Raw genomic sequence first — 14,183 nt, 5'->3', positions numbered from 1 at the left:
AAGGAAACCGGGCAGACTGGACACATGATTAACCTCATCGCCGTCATCATCGCGATCGCGAGCGTGCTGGCGTCCCTCGGCCACGTCGGCTACCTGGCGCTGCTGAACAACGCGGCGGGCAAGCGGGCGGGCGGGGCCCCGGTCGCGCAGTACGTGCGCAGCCGCTGGGCACTGGCCGGCGGTGCCACCGCGGCGTCGCTGTTCGCCTGGCTGCTCACTTCCGGCAACGTCGTGCTGGACATCCTCGCCATCGTCATCGCAGTCGGTAGTGGCGCGACGTCGATGAAGGCCCTCCAGTCGACGCAGGCGAAGTACCGCAGCGGCGGCTGACGAGCCCCCGAACTGGGCAAACACCGGGCGGTACGCTGCGCTGCGTGACGTGCCGCCCGTTCGGGCGCGCCCGGTCGAGTGAAACCGGTGCAAGTTGCAGGATGGGTGAAGACATTCGCCTGCCGGTTTCCTACTGTGAAGTCCGTGAGGACCCTGGCGTCTGTGCTGGGCAATGCCCGGAGGACGCGCGGGAGCTGCGGCTCCGCGCGCCGTTCTCCGCGTGCGCGTGCATTTGCGCGGGAGTTCGCAAGTGTGGACGCAAGCTCCGTCCTCCGCTCGCCTGCTCCGTTCGGGTTGACGACCGCCCCGGCGCCGTCACGCCCCCCTCGCGGAGGGGTCGGACCGGCATGACGGGAAACACGATGGGCGGTCGGCGGCACGCGGACCGTCCCGGCGCGGTGCCGGACGCCGAGGTCACCGTTCCCGGGCGGCACCGCGTCCGCGCCGACGGCACCTGGACCCCGGTGGTGCCGCCCCGCGCCGCCGGACATCACCGGCACCGCACCGGAGGCGCACCGGCCGGCAACGGCGCTCCGACGCAGCGGGGCAGCGAGAACCCGCAGCTGCGCGGCGCACCCGCTCCGCGCGCGAACCGGGTGCCCGACGACGGGAACCGCCCGGCCCCTAATCAGCCGGTTTTCCCCACCGCGAGCGGCACGTTGCCGCTCGCGGAACCGCCGTTGCCGCAGCCGCGGCGCCGCCGGGCGACGAGCGATCCCCGCGGCCGCCGCGCCCCCGTCGAACCCCCGCGCCGCCAGTCCTCCGCCCCGGACCGGCTGGCCGAACCCCGCCAGACCGCAGCTTTCCCCGGACAGCCAGCCGAACCTCGCGGCCGCCAGGCCGCGGCCCCCGCCCAGCCAGTCGCCCCCCATGGCCAGCAGGCCGCCCCGCCGGCCCGCCAGCCTGAATCCCGCACCGCCTTCGCTCCTCCGCAGGACCGGATCCCCGAGGAGCACCGCGCCTTCGCCCCGCCGGAAAACGCGCTCCCCCAGCCGACCCGGCGCACCCGGCAGGAACGCGTCACCACCACCTCCGCCGCGCTGGCCAACCGGCCCGAGAGCCCTCGCGAACGCGTCGAGCTGAACCCGGTCGCGGAGGAACCGCCCCGGCGCCAGCGCGTCACGCTCGGCGAACCGGCCGTCTCGCCGCAGGAGAAACAAGAGCAGCAGGACGACGAGGTGCGCGTGTACTCCGCGCCGCTGCTGGACGGCCTCGGCACGTTCGATCTCGGCTCGGTGCCCGCGTCGGTCACCCCGCCGAAGACCTGGCGCAAGGCCGCGTGGTTCGCCACCGGCGCGTCCGGCGCGGTGGTCGTCGGGCTGCTGTTCGCCGGGACGTTCCTGGTCGGCGGGCCCGCCACCACGACGACCGACGCGGTCGGCGGCGGCTGGCCAGGCAGGCAGAACGGCGGCAACCCGAACCTCAGCGCGCTCATCCCGAACGAACAGCACGGCGGGATCGGCGGCAACGTCCCGCACCGCGACTCCAGCACCAGCCCCGACGGCGTCACCTCGGACAACGGCACGCATCCGCAGCAGGGCGGCGGTCCGAGCAGTTCCGCGAGCAGCAGTTCGGCCGACGTGACCACGTCGGCAGGCCCCGGCACCGGCGGCAGGACCTCCGCGCCGACGACGACGGACTCGCCCTCCTCCAGCGAGGCGCCGGAGAAGCCGCCGGTCACTCCCGCTCAGCGGGAAACGAAGCCGCCGCCGTACTTCACCACCAACAACGCGGGCACGATGGGCGACAACTCGGAGAAGTTCCTCAACAACGTCACCACCGACCCGTCGGCGGCCTCGTCGGTCACGTCCGGAGACCTCAAGCAGGAGGGCCCGCAGGGGCTGCGCAAGCGCTACGCCGACGTCGCGTATTTCGAGGTCAAGAAGGTCACCATCGACCCGGAGCACGGCACCACGGTGAACACGGTCGAGGTCACGCACCAGGACGGCAGCAAGAGCACCGAGCAGCAGACGCTCACGTTCGACGACAACGGCAAGATCACCGACGACGGGCGCTGACCAGCACACTGTCTGCAAATGCCGATGCACGTGCGGTGCGGTGAGCGGTTGTTCCCTCGTCCGGTTGGGTGACATAAGCTGCCGTTCGTCGTACGACGGCGGCATTCCGGCGACGGAGTCTGGCGGCCGCCGGTCGGCACAGGGTTACCTGGCGACTACGAGGTCCGGGCCGACCACGAATCGCCCCGGACCGCCCCGGGGACACCGCCACCGTGTCGTGTCCCGCCCCGAACCCCCAGAGCGAGGACTTTCGTGCTTGAACGGCAGCGAACCCGGCGAGAACCCGACGCCGTGCGCGTCGAGGACGTGATCCCGCCGGAACTGCTCGAGGACGTGGCCGAGGCCGACCGCGAATATCTTGAGCAGGTGTTCCGCGAACCGCAGAAGTACCTGCCGCCGCGCACTCGCCGTCCGGTCGTCCGGGCCGAGGACCCCGTCGAAGAGCCCGAAAGCAAGCTCGCCCGGCGCGCGAAGCTGGCCGGGCTCGTCGGAGCGGGCGCGCTCGTCGCCGGTGCCGTCGTCACCGCCTCGCTGCTCAGCGGCGGCCCGCGGCCCGCCGTTCCGGCCGCCGGAGGAGCCGCGATGCCCGCCGGGTTCAGCGGCGCGGCAGCGCTCGGCGGCCAGGCCGTGCCACAGCAGCGCAAGGTCCACTCGTCCGGCGGCACGACGTCGGGGCAGAGCGAAAGCACGACGCAGTCCAAGCACACCGACTCCGCGGCCACGACGCCCTCGAACTCGGGAGCCACGACTCCGGAAACCACTTCCGGCACTTCGTCGTCGGCCTCCTCAAGCACCCCGGCCTCGGCGGAATCGCGGAAGAAGTCCGCCACCTCGTCGGCGGCCGCGCCGGATCCGGTGAAGCTCGAAGCGGTGCGCAAGTTCTACACCTCCATCGACCACCACCCGGAGAACGCGCTTTCGCTGCTCACCCCGAACGTCGCGCGCGGCGAAACGGGCGATCTGGTCCGCGCGTGGAGCGGGGCCGACTCGATCGACGTCCAGGAACTGCACGTCCAGGACGACGGTTCGGTCTTCGCCGTGGCGCTGGTCCGCCAGGCCGACGGAACTCTCTTGCGCGTGACCCAGTTGTTCGACGTCGTCGAGCAGGATGTGATCTCCCAGGCTCGTGTCCTGTCCGCGGTCTACTCCTGACCTGCGCGAACGTGGTTATGCTGGGCTGGCCGAAGTGTGCCGCGTGCGTGTGCGCAGAGTGAGCGCCTAGCCTTGTCACGGGTCGGTCTCGGCAAAACCGGCACACGGTCCACAGCAGGTGCCTACGCTCCGGTGCCGCGGCGGGTTCGAACTCACCCCTTCGGGGTAGAAGAGTCCCGCCCCGGGAAGTCGGAGCCCCAAAGGGAGGTCGCGTGAGCGACGAGGGTCGTCTGGTCGCCGGCCGGTACCGGATCGTCGGGAAAATCGGTTCCGGCGCGATGGGGGCCGTCTGGCGCGCCCACGACGATGTGCTGGGCCGTACGGTCGCCATCAAGCAACTGCTTCTCCAGCCCGGGCTGGAGAACCACGAGGCGGAAGACGCCCGGCAGCGCACCATGCGCGAGGGCCGGATCGCCGCCCGGCTGCACCACCCGAACGCGATCACCGTGTTCGACGTCGTCACCGACGACAACAGCCAGCCCTGCCTGATCATGGAATACCTGGCTTCCACCAGCCTGGCGCAGGTGCTGCAGGAAAAAGGCACCCTGCCGCCGCTGGAGGTCGCCCGGATCGGCGCGCAGATCGCCGCCGCCCTGCGCGAGGCGCACGCGGTCGGCATCGTGCACCGCGACATCAAGCCGGGCAACATCCTGCTCGCGGGCAACGGCACGGTGAAGATCACCGACTTCGGCATCTCGCGGGCCAAGGACGACGTCACGGTCACCAAGACCGGGATGATCGCGGGCACCCCCGCCTATCTGGCCCCCGAGGTCGCGATCGGCGGCGACCCCGGCCCCGAGTCGGACGTCTTCTCGCTCGGCTCCACGCTGTACGCCGCCTGCGAAGGGCAGCCGCCGTTCGGCCTGTCCGAGAACACGCTGAGCCTGCTGCACGCGGTCGCCGCGGGGCAGATCAATCCGCCGCGGCAGTCCGGCCCGCTGGCGAGCGTGCTCGCGGTGCTGCTGCACCCGGAGACCCAGCACCGGCCCACCGCCGACGAATGCGAGGAGCTGCTGGCCGCGGTCGCGCGCGGCGAGACCCCGCTCGGCGGTCCGGCCGACGAGACGCTGATGGCCTCCTCTTCGGGCACCCTCGGCGCGGCCGCGCTCGGTGCGGCGGGCGGCGCGGCCGCCGCTGGTCTGCTGCATCCAGACGACGAGCAAGCCAGCCACTCCGGCACGCTGCTCGACAACCCGGGCGTCACCCAGCAGTACGACCCGAGCGCGCAGCAGTACTACGACGAAGCCCCGTATCCGCCGGGCTCCGGCTACCCGGAGAACGACTACGACGACTACCACCAGGAGCCGCCGCTCTACGGCGACCCGAGTCGCAACGGCCTCGCCGCGACGCGCGCGGTCCCGGTGCCAGACCACTACGAGGACGACCCGTACGACGAGGAGCCCGCGTCGCGGACCCGCGTGCAGACAGCGCCCGAGGACGACGAGGGCGAGAAGCCCGGTGCGTGGAAGAAGCCCGCGATCATCGGCGGCGTCGTGGTCGTCGGCCTGGTCGCGCTCGGCGTGTGGCTGCTGACTCCGGGCAATCCGCCGGACGCTTCCCAGCCGGCGCCGCCCGCTTCGTCTTCAGCGGTCGCACCGACGTCCGTCACACCGCCGCCTTCGGAAGCAACCACTACGTCCCCGCCTACGTCTTTCCGGGAAAGCGCGACCCGCGAGACCCAGTCGACGCGGCACTCGCGGCGGTCTACTACGGCGGAGGACACTCCGACGCAGGAACAATCCCAGCCGCAGAACACCAAGCCGACGAAGCCGACGCGCACCAAGGAACCGACGACGACGCCGAGTGAAACCAGCGGTCCGCCGTCGCCGACCGGATGATCCAGGGACAGCATTGAGTTCAGAAGGCAGCATCGTCGGGGAGCGGTACCGGCTCGACCAGCCGATCGGGCGCGGCCGCGCGGGCATCGTGTGGCTCGCGTTCGACACGCGGCTGTTCCGGACCGTCGCCGTCAAACGCATGTACCTGCCCGTCGGCCTGCCGGCGGACCGTGCCGAACAGGCGCGCGCGATGGCGATGGAAGAGGGCAAGGCCGCGGCCCGGATCGATCATCCGTGCGCGATCACGGTGTACGACGTACTGCCCGACGGCCAGGACGTATGGCTGGTGATGGAATACATCCCATCGCGCGGGATGTCGGTGTTCCTCGCCGAGCACGGCCGGCTCACTCCGGAGCAGGCCGCGTTCCTGGGCATCCAGCTCGGCGACGCGATGGCGTCGATTCACTCGGCGGGCATCGTCCACCGCACGCTCGAACCGAACACTGTGCTGCTCGCGGACGACGGCAGCGTCAAGCTGACCGACATCGGCATCACCGGCGGCGGTCCGCACGCCGCTTACCGGGCACCTGAGGTCACCCGCGGCGCGCCTCCGTCCGCAGCTGCGGACGTGTTCTCGCTGGGCGCGACGCTGTACACGGCGGTTGAGGGCGTGCCGCCGTTCGGCGACGACGGCCAGTCCCCGGAGCGGCCGCCGGAGAACGCGGGCCCGCTCGCCGGGGCGTTGCAGAAGATGCTGCGCGCCGATCCCGCTGCCCGGCCGACCATGGACGACACCGTGCACGCGTTGAAGGCGATCACTGTCGGACGCGAGCAGACCGCGTTCATCCCGCCGACCGCGCCCGCGTTGCCGACCCTTCCCGCGTCGCGGCCGCTGCCCGTGCAGCAGCCCGATGTCCCGGAACCGACCCAGCAGATCCTGCCGCCACAACAGCCGCAGCAGCCACAACAGCCGCAGCAGCCACAACAGCCGCAGCAGGCTCAGCAACCGGCTCCGCTGATGCAGCTTCCGGTCCAGCAGGTGCCGCAAGCGCCCGCTCCGGCGCAGCCGATGCGGCAGCAAGCGATGCAGCAGCCGACCGCCCGGTACACGCCCGCGCCGGCGCAGCAGGCCGCGTCCGCGCAGGCTGTTCGGGAGAAGGCGGCGGCGCGGCGGCGGATCATCCTCACCGTCGCGGCGATCCTGTGCGCGATCCTGATCGGGATCGGCGTTTCGCAGCTGCTGTTCGTCTGAGCCGGCGTCAGGCGACGTTCTCGGTCGCCTCCTGCATGGCTTCGAGGAACGTCCGCACGGCCGGGCTGTCCGCGACTCGTGCGGCCACCGCGGCGTGAATATGCCTGCTCGGCTGCGGATTGCGGACCCGGCGCACCACCACGCCCGGATGCGGCGTGCCGAGCCCCAGCTCCGGCACCAGCCCGACGCCGAGCCCGGCGGCGATGAACCCTTGCGCCGACGGATAGTCCTCGGACTCGACCACGACGTTCGGGTGGAACCCGGCCGACGCGCAGGCGCCTTCCAGAATCGCCCGGCAGGCACCGGGGATCGGGTCGACGCCGACCCATGGTTCCTCGGCGAGGTCGGTCAGGTCGAGAACGCGTTTGCGAGCCAGCCGGTGCGCACGCGGCAGCACCGCGCGATACGGGTCGTCCAGCAGCGGCATCAGCTCGATGCCCCGGCCCGGCTCCGACGACCGCGGATACACGATGATCGCCAGGTCAGCGCGGCCTTCCTCGACCTCGGTGAGCGGGTCGCCCGGGTCGATGAGCTTGAGATCGAGCCACACGCCAGGGTGCTCGCGGCGCAGCGCGGCCACCGCATACGGCACCATCGTCGCGCCCGCCGTGGCGAAGTAGCGGATCGCGAGCTTGCCGGTGCGGCCTTCCTTCAGCTCAGTGAGCGCGGCCTCGGCTCGGGCCAGCTCCGCGCTGAGCGTCTCGGCGTGTTCGGACAGCAGCGTCCCGGCCGGGGTCGGCTGGACGCCGCGGCCGACGCGTTCCAGCAACGGCGTGCCCGCTTCGCGTTCGAGCACCGCCAGCTGCTGGCTGATCGCCGACGGCGTGTAGCCGAGATTCCTCGCCGCGGCAGTGATCGAACCGCTCGTGATCACTGCGCGCAGCACCTGCATGCGCCGTACATCGAGCATGGCTTCGATCCTACAGATTTGCTTAACGGTCCCTCCAGTTATTTTCGCTTGTCCTTACACCTTGCCGCGGCGAAGCTGGCTAGCGAGGCGAAGGAGGAACCTGGGGTGGGCGAGACGAAGACGCTGCTGAGGATCGCGGCGCTCGCGTTGATGTGGGGATCGAGTTTTTTCTGGATCAAGCTGGGGCTGGAAGCGTTTTCGCCGGTGCAACTGGTGCTCGCGCGGCTCGTGCTCGGCACCGCGGTGCTGCTGGCGCTGTGCCTGGTCGGCCGCCGGAGCCTGCCCGCGCAGCGGAGCACCTGGGGGCATCTGCTGGTCGCGGCGTTCTTCCACAATGCGTTGCCATTCCTGCTTTTCGCGGTCGGCGAGACCACTGTGGACTCCGGCATCACCGGGGTACTGAACTCGACCACCCCGCTCTGGGTGCTCGTGGCGGCCCCGTTCCTCGGGGTGTCGAACCGGATGAACGCGCCGCGGATCGCCGGTCTGGTGATCGGGCTCGGCGGGATCCTGCTGATCTTCGCGCCGTGGCAGGCCTCCGGGCTGCTCAGCTGGGGCGCGCTGGCCTGCCTCGCCGCCGCGGCGAGCTACGGATTCGCGTTCGTCTACGAAGGACGGTACCTGTCGAACACCGGCTCCTCGCCCTACGCGATCGCGGGCGGGCAAATGCTGCTGGCCACGGGTTTTCTGGTGCTGGCCATGCCGTTCGGCGGGCTGACGCCGGTGCACCTGAGCCCGGTCGCGCTGATCGCGGTGGTGATCCTCGGCCTCGGTTCGACCGGGATCGCGTTCGCGCTCAACTACCAGTTGCTGGCGAGCGAAGGCGCGGTGGCCGCGTCGGTGGTCGGCTATCTGCTGCCGGTGGTGTCGGTGTTGCTGGGCGCGGTCTTCCTGCACGAGCAGCTGAATCTGCGCGTGATCGCGGGCATGGTCGTGGTGCTGCTCGGCGTCGCGCTGACGCGATTGCAGCGCAAACCGGCGGTGGCTCCGGAAGAGGAACTGACTCCGGCTTAGACGAGGCGGCGGTCCGAGGCCCAGCGGGAGAGCTCGTAGCGGTTCGACAACTGGGTCTTGCGCAGGACGCTCGACACGTGCGTCTCGACCGTCTTCACCGAGATGAACAGCTCGGACGCGATTTCCTTGTACGCGTAACCGCGGGCGAGCAGGCGCAGGACGTCGCGCTCGCGCGGGGTGAGCAGGTCCAGCTCGGGGTCGTTGATCGGCGCGGAGCCGGGACGGTCGGCGAAGGCGTCGAGGACGAAGCCAGCAAGGCGCGGGGAAAACACCGCGTCGCCGTCGGCCACCCGGACCACCGCGCGGACGAGTTCCTTCGACGAGATCGTCTTGGTGACGTATCCGCGCGCGCCGGCGCGGATCACCGCGATGACGTCCTCGGCGGCGTCGGACACCGACAGCGCGAGGAATACGACGTCCGGCAGCTCCGGGCGCACGCGGCGGAGCACCTCAGCACCGCCGCCGTCGGGCATGTGGACGTCGAGCAGCACGACCTGCGGACTCGTGCGCGCGATGCCGGCGACCGCTTCCGCGACCGACCCGGCCTCGCCGACGACCTGCACCTCGTCGGTGATCGAATCGAGTTCCGTGCGCACTCCCGCACGGAACAACGCGTGGTCGTCCACGAGGAAGACCTTGACCGGTTCCCGCTGGCTTTCCGTCACGACTGCCCACTCCCTCGCTTCGCCTGCCCCCGAGCATAGCGAGGTCATGCCACCCCTTTGCCCGCCTTCACCGGCATGGCGAGCTGGACTTCGGTGCCTTCGCCGGGCGCGGTGCGCAGCTTGCAGGTGCCGCCGTGGCGTTCCATCCGGCCGCGGATCGAGTCGGCGAGACCGTGCCGGTCGGCGGGCACGACGTCCGGGTCGAAGCCCTTGCCGCGGTCGCGCACGAACACGGTGACCTCGGTGGGTTCGACCTCGGCGAACACGCTGACCTCGGCGACGCCGGCGTGCTTCGCCGCGTTGACGATCGCCTCGCGGGCCGCCTGCACCAGCGCGGTGAGCGGCGGGTTCAGCTCGGCGTCGCCGACCACGACCTGGCCGACCGAGATCGCGAACTGGTCCTCGACCTCGCCGCACGCCGCGGCGAGCGCCTCGGACAGCTGCTGGCGGGCGCCCTCTTCCTCTTCTTTGGTCCGCTTGTCGCTGGGTTTGCCGTAGCCGCCGGGGCCGTACAGCCAGCCGCGCAACTCGCGTTCCTGCCCGCGAGCGAGGCGCGCGACCTCGGCAGGCTGGTCTGCCTGGCGCTGGATCAGCGCGAGCGTCTGCAGAACGGAGTCGTGCAGGTGCGCGGCGATTTCGGCGCGTTCGTCGGTGCGGATGCGGGCCTGGCGTTCCTCGCCGAGATCACGGACCAGCCGCAGCCAGAACGGGACGGTGAGCACGGCGACGCCGATCAGCGTCGCGAGCACCGCGATCAAAGCGAATTTGACCTGGTCGAAGTCGCCGCTGGCGAACACGACGAAGCCGATGCCGGTGGCCACCAGCGCGACCCCGGCGAGGATCCGGACGATCGCCGCGAGCCTGCCGCCCTCGCCGACCAGTCCGTCGCGGGCCCCGACGCGCCAGCGCCGCCGCTGCGATTCGTCGGCCTCCCGCCAGACGACCGCCGCACCGAGCGCGGCGAGCGCGAGCGGCACCGCGACCCAGCCGCGGATGGCGCCGGTGAGCGTGCTGCTGGCGATCGCGAGCCCGATGCCGAGCGCGATCAGCCCATACGCCTGCTGCCGGTCGCGGGCCTTGGGCGCGGTCTCGCTTTCCTCGGAACTTTGCGGGACGAACACCCAGAGCAGGCCGTAGGCGAGCAGGCCGGCCCCGTTGAGCGCGGCCAGCAACGCGAACACGACACGGACCCAGACGACCGGCACCCCGAGGTGATCGGCGAGCCCGCTCGCGACGCCCGCGACGGCCCGCCCGGAACGCCGCCGGTACATCTTGGGCCGCGATTCGGGTTCGGCGACCTCCATCGCCTGGGCGGACACGAGTGCCGAGGGCTCCTCTTCGGCCGAGGAAACCCGCCCTGGGGCACTGATGTCGAGAAAGTCCTGCACGGGGTCCATCGTCACACGCGGAAGCGGCACGGACATCGGGGAAGGCCCTGATCCATTCCCCCAGACGGCCGCCGTGGAGAAATTCCGCGAACCTCCCTGCCGCCCGCCGGGACTCGGTACGATGCAGGGGGCGAGTGATCACAGTGCGTAAACGGGGCGGGGAGGCCGGATGACCGAGCAACATCGCGCGGAGCACGTCGAGTCCGCAGGCGATTACTACGCCCGGACGCAGAACGTGAACCAGATCTTCTCCGTGGGCGTGGACTCGCCGGAGACGCGCAGCGTGACTGAGCGGGACGCCTCGCAGTACTCGGTTCAGCAAGGTCAGCAGTTGCTTCAGGGCCAGCAAACCCGCGGGGACGCGCCCGCGCCGGACGCGAATTACGCGTCGTACAGCCATGAAGACCTGCACAAAATGGTCAACGAGGGCTTGAACTTCGAAAGCATCAACGAACGCAGCCGCGTGACGAACACCTACGGCAACTGGCTCGCGGACGCGTCCAACCAGTTCCGCGACGCGGCCAGCACCGCGGGCGCGGAGTGGCAGGGCACGGCCGCGACGCAAGCGCATTCGTTCTTCCAGAGCACGGCCGAGCACACGGAAAAAACCGGCAGCGCGATGCAGCTGGTGTCGAACCGCTACTCCCAGCAGTCCGCGGCGGCCGATTACGCGCACAAGAACATGCCGGAGCCGACCGGTTTCGACCAGAAGGCCGAAATGGCCAAGGCGACCGAGCAGTTCCAGAACGGCAACCCGCTGCAGGGCGTGATCGCGCTGAACGACGTGTCGGTCAAGCAGCAGCAGGCCGACGCCGCGCACCAGCAGGCGGTCCAGGTGATGCACGGGCTGGACTCGACGTATCACGAGACGTCGACGACGCAGCCGGTTTATTCGCCGCCGCCGCAGATGAACAACGACAGCACGCAGGCGAGCAGCGCCGCGCCGGTGACTGTGCCTGGCGGGGCCTCCAGCGGACCGTATGTCGGGCCTGGGGGGTCTGGAGGCCCGGTTACCGGCGGGCCCGCGACTGGGTTCACCGGCACGAATCCGCCGCTTGGCGGTCCGCCGGCCAACTCCTTCCCACCTGGAGGCGGCAATTCTCCGAGCGTTCCTTACACCCCCGGGCCGGGCATCAACACCGGCACTGGGCCGCTCAGCAACCCCGCGGTGTCAGGCGGCGGGAACAACCTCCGGGCCACGCCGAACATCGGCGGCCGCCTCTCTCCGGAAGGACTCGCTTTGGGCGGAGGCGGGGTCGGGAACTCCGGCGAAGACACCCCTCGAAGCCGATCGGGCGGCGGTGCCGGCCGAGGTGGTGCCGGCGGCCGGGTGACTGGCGGGACTGGTTCGGGTGGTTCCGGCAAGCCGGGCGAGTCCGGCGGCAAGGGTGCGGCGGAACGGCTTGAGCGCGGCGCTACCGCCGCGGCGAACGCGGGGAAGGGCGGAAAGCCCGGAGCCGCGGGGGCCGGCGCTGGTGCGGCGGGCGCCGGGAAGAAGAAGGAAGAGGACAAGGAACACAAGAACAAGATCCCGACACAGATCGATCCGGACGAGGTCTTCGAGGTCAGGCCGGAACGAGGGCCGGACGGGGAGAAGATCACTCCCCCGGTTCTCGGCGGCTGATTCCGTCCTTCCTTCGAGCAGACCCTAGGAGCAGCAGATGGCAGAAATCGTCTGGGACGACCAGAAGCCTTCGACCGGCAGTTCTCCAGCTGCGGGCACCGCGGGCAATGACTTCCTGGCAGGATTGACCGAGGGCCCGGGGAGCCATGAAGCCGCGCAGAAGATGAAGACCGCCGGGAACACGCTGAAGACGTTGGCGCAGAACGGGTCGTTCGCGGTGAATGAGGAGGGGTTCAACGCCTACATGAAGGCGTGCGACTTCTTCCTCAAAGGTTTTAATGATTTCATGGGCCAAGCATCCTTCCTTGGCCGGGCTGCGGACATGGGAAACTTTGAATATGCTCGTTCTGTCGCCGACTTTAACGTCAAAGTAGCGAGCGACACCCATGAAGGAATGCTCCCCAACCTCATCCTCATGCGGGAAGCGGTTGACGCCGCACAACAGGCGCTCGTCATCGCACGGAAAAACTACCGAGAGACCGAAAGCGCACATTCAGTGTCCTTCGCCGAGCTCAACAAGAAACTCGACAATCAGTGAAAACATCCCGCACCCGCACGCCCCTCCTGCTGGCCGGCGCTGCCGCACTGGCCCTTACCGCGTGCGACAGCCCGGTAAACGGCGCAGCACAGGCCAGCGGAACACCCTCCGCGACTGGAGCGGTTCCCCCCACCTCCTCCGGAAACCCCTTCGCTGCCCGGAATCAGTGCGCTCTGCTTGATCAAATACTGAGCGGCGCGGGCTATCCCAAAGCGAAACCTTCTATCGCGCAAGAACGAAAAGCCTGCGTCACTCAAAAGTCTAGCGGCGGCTTGAACGCGACCAACGTCGGACTTCTCCTGCAAGAGGACCAGCGCTACGACAGCGACATCAAGAACACCGCACAAGCTCGCAGCGGCAGTCTCGGCGGCCGGAAGTTCGTCGAAGATCCCGCCGAACTGGGGTCAGCAGGCCAGTGCACGATATCCATGTCGGTTCAGACCAGTTCCCGCGCGATCATCACCGTGACCGGCGGCAATGACACCGCTGCCTCCTGCAAAACCGCAGAGGACCTGGCGACCAAGCTGGACCCGCTCCTCCCTAAGGGCTGACCCCGGCCTGGGAGCCCGGAGCCGCCGACCGAACTACGGGCAGCCGGGGCACTCAGTGTCGCGCCGACCGTAGTCGGCACAGCAGCGTGCGGAAACGGCGCAGCAACCCCAGCTGCCTCAACGCCCGCGCCAATCAGTAGTCCGACCTCCAGGTCCGGCAACCCGTTCGCCTCGCTGGGCCAATGCCGGTTGGTCGATCGAATTCTAGCCGGGCAAGGATCTCCTGCGGCCCGGCCAGAAGGACACGGACAACATCCAGAACCCCCATTCTGCACACAATGGGAACATCGACGGCCGAAAGCTGATCGAACAACGCGACTTGCTGGGCTCCCCCGGCGGTTGCCAGATAGGCATTGAGGTCGGCCCTAACGCTCGCGCTTGGTGATCTTTCTGATCGGCGACGACACCTCAGCCTCCTGCAAAAAGGCCGAAGACGTCGCGACGGCGTTAGGCAGGCTCCTTCCTCGAAGCTAGAGAATCCCGGCCATCTGATGAGCAGATCGCGAAGCCCTGATCCGCTCGGCGCAGCCGCGGCGACTCTGACCGCATGCTGCCTCAACTGCCGCGTCACCCGCCTCCTCTGGGAATCGCTTCGCGGCACGAAGCAGTGCTGGTGGACCAGATTCCGTAAGGCCAGGGCTACCCGAAAGAGATTCCCTCGGTTGCCGGCTCAAAGCGCTCCTTCACTTCCCAGAAGCCAGGAGACAGCCTGGACGCCACTGTCGTCGGTCTCACTCCGCAGGACGACCAGCGGCTACACAGACAACGTGGCCGACCCAACCGAGGCCCAAGCCAGCGACGTCAACGACCGCCCCCTGATCGAGGAGCCACAGCCGCGGACTCATCGATTTCACAAAGAGCACCGACACCTACGCAGCGGGCAAGGCCGCCGAAACCTGGCACTCAAGCTGGATCCGCTTCTCCCGAAGAGCTGATACCTCGCTGACAGCAGCCCGACCGTAC

The 14,183-nt window shown here is 69.6% G+C and carries 12 protein-coding genes; 9 read left to right on the top strand and 3 right to left on the bottom strand.

Translation table 11 applies throughout. The features are described 5' to 3' along the window. Positions 1-24 precede the first annotated feature (24 nt). The 5 genes from A4R44_RS29775 (at position 25) to A4R44_RS29755 (ending at position 6,530) form a co-directional block, all read left to right on the top strand. On the top strand, positions 25-330 hold the full coding sequence (locus A4R44_RS29775; protein WP_067588097.1) for a hypothetical protein: 306 nt from the start codon (positions 25-27) through the stop codon (positions 328-330). 347 nt (positions 331-677) lie between these two features. Next, a complete protein-coding gene (locus A4R44_RS46345; protein WP_232791836.1) occupies positions 678-2,348 on the top strand; it encodes a hypothetical protein in 1,671 nt (556 codons plus the stop codon). 252 nt (positions 2,349-2,600) lie between these two features. After that, positions 2,601-3,500, top strand: a complete 900-nt coding sequence (locus A4R44_RS29765) for a hypothetical protein (RefSeq protein ID WP_067588095.1) — start codon at positions 2,601-2,603, stop codon at positions 3,498-3,500. 212 nt (positions 3,501-3,712) lie between these two features. Next, positions 3,713-5,338, top strand: a complete 1,626-nt coding sequence (locus tag A4R44_RS29760; protein WP_067588093.1) for a serine/threonine-protein kinase — start codon at positions 3,713-3,715, stop codon at positions 5,336-5,338. A gap of 13 nt (positions 5,339-5,351) precedes the next feature. Then, positions 5,352-6,530, top strand: a complete 1,179-nt coding sequence (locus A4R44_RS29755; RefSeq protein WP_067588091.1) for a serine/threonine-protein kinase — start codon at positions 5,352-5,354, stop codon at positions 6,528-6,530. Positions 6,531-6,537: 7 nt separating this feature from the next. Here the strand turns inward: A4R44_RS29755 and A4R44_RS29750 are convergent, their stop codons facing one another. Continuing rightward, a complete protein-coding gene (locus A4R44_RS29750; protein ID WP_067588089.1) occupies positions 6,538-7,440 on the bottom strand; it encodes a LysR family transcriptional regulator in 903 nt (300 codons plus the stop codon). Between the two features lie 105 nt (positions 7,441-7,545). On the opposite strand from A4R44_RS29750, the gene A4R44_RS29745 reads away from it, so the two are divergent. Further along, a complete protein-coding gene (locus tag A4R44_RS29745; RefSeq protein WP_067588087.1) occupies positions 7,546-8,454 on the top strand; it encodes a DMT family transporter in 909 nt (302 codons plus the stop codon). On the opposite strand, the gene A4R44_RS29740 is transcribed toward A4R44_RS29745, so the two are convergent. Together A4R44_RS29740 and A4R44_RS29735 are read right to left on the bottom strand one after the other, a co-directional pair. Further along, positions 8,451-9,167, bottom strand: coding sequence for a response regulator transcription factor (locus A4R44_RS29740; protein WP_093575930.1), 717 nt, complete (start codon positions 9,165-9,167; stop codon positions 8,451-8,453). The genes A4R44_RS29745 and A4R44_RS29740 overlap by 4 nt on opposite strands. Beyond that, positions 9,164-10,423 (bottom strand): ATP-binding protein, encoded by a 1,260-nt coding sequence (locus tag A4R44_RS29735; protein ID WP_232791841.1) that lies wholly within the window; start codon positions 10,421-10,423, stop codon positions 9,164-9,166. Before A4R44_RS29735 ends, A4R44_RS29740 begins: the two co-directional genes overlap by 4 nt. 253 nt (positions 10,424-10,676) lie before the next feature. On the opposite strand from A4R44_RS29735, the gene A4R44_RS52085 reads away from it, so the two are divergent. From A4R44_RS52085 to A4R44_RS48360, 3 genes are read left to right on the top strand one after another with little or no spacing between them, the layout of a single operon-like run. Beyond that, entirely contained in the window at positions 10,677-12,131 is a 1,455-nt protein-coding gene (locus tag A4R44_RS52085) for a hypothetical protein (protein WP_067588083.1), read from the top strand. 37 nt (positions 12,132-12,168) lie between these two features. Beyond that, a complete protein-coding gene (locus tag A4R44_RS29725; protein ID WP_067588081.1) occupies positions 12,169-12,669 on the top strand; it encodes a hypothetical protein in 501 nt (166 codons plus the stop codon). Continuing rightward, positions 12,666-13,220, top strand: a complete 555-nt coding sequence (locus A4R44_RS48360) for a hypothetical protein (protein ID WP_157905030.1) — start codon at positions 12,666-12,668, stop codon at positions 13,218-13,220. Before A4R44_RS29725 ends, A4R44_RS48360 begins: the two co-directional genes overlap by 4 nt. Positions 13,221-14,183: the final 963 nt, after the last annotated feature.

Source organism: Amycolatopsis sp. M39, from assembly GCF_001651785.1.
Taxonomy (GTDB): Bacteria; Actinomycetota; Actinomycetes; order Mycobacteriales; family Pseudonocardiaceae; genus Amycolatopsis; species Amycolatopsis rubida.
The sequence above is the reverse complement of the archived record's forward strand: the minus strand, read 5'-3'. Positions and strand labels throughout refer to the sequence as shown.

Excerpts from the sequence above, each read along its gene's own strand:
- A4R44_RS29725 (WP_067588081.1), top strand. The coding sequence starts at position 12,169 with ATGGCAGAAATCGTCTGGGACGACCAGAAGCCTTCGACCGGCAGTTCT.
- A4R44_RS29740 (WP_093575930.1), bottom strand. The coding sequence starts at position 9,167 with ATGACCTCGCTATGCTCGGGGGCAGGCGAAGCGAGGGAGTGGGCAGTC.
- A4R44_RS29775 (WP_067588097.1), top strand. The coding sequence starts at position 25 with ATGATTAACCTCATCGCCGTCATCATCGCGATCGCGAGCGTGCTGGCG.
- A4R44_RS29735 (WP_232791841.1), bottom strand. The coding sequence starts at position 10,423 with ATGGAGGTCGCCGAACCCGAATCGCGGCCCAAGATGTACCGGCGGCGT.
- A4R44_RS46345 (WP_232791836.1), top strand. The coding sequence starts at position 678 with ATGACGGGAAACACGATGGGCGGTCGGCGGCACGCGGACCGTCCCGGC.
- A4R44_RS52085 (WP_067588083.1), top strand. The coding sequence starts at position 10,677 with ATGACCGAGCAACATCGCGCGGAGCACGTCGAGTCCGCAGGCGATTAC.
- A4R44_RS29750 (WP_067588089.1), bottom strand. The coding sequence starts at position 7,440 with ATGCTCGATGTACGGCGCATGCAGGTGCTGCGCGCAGTGATCACGAGC.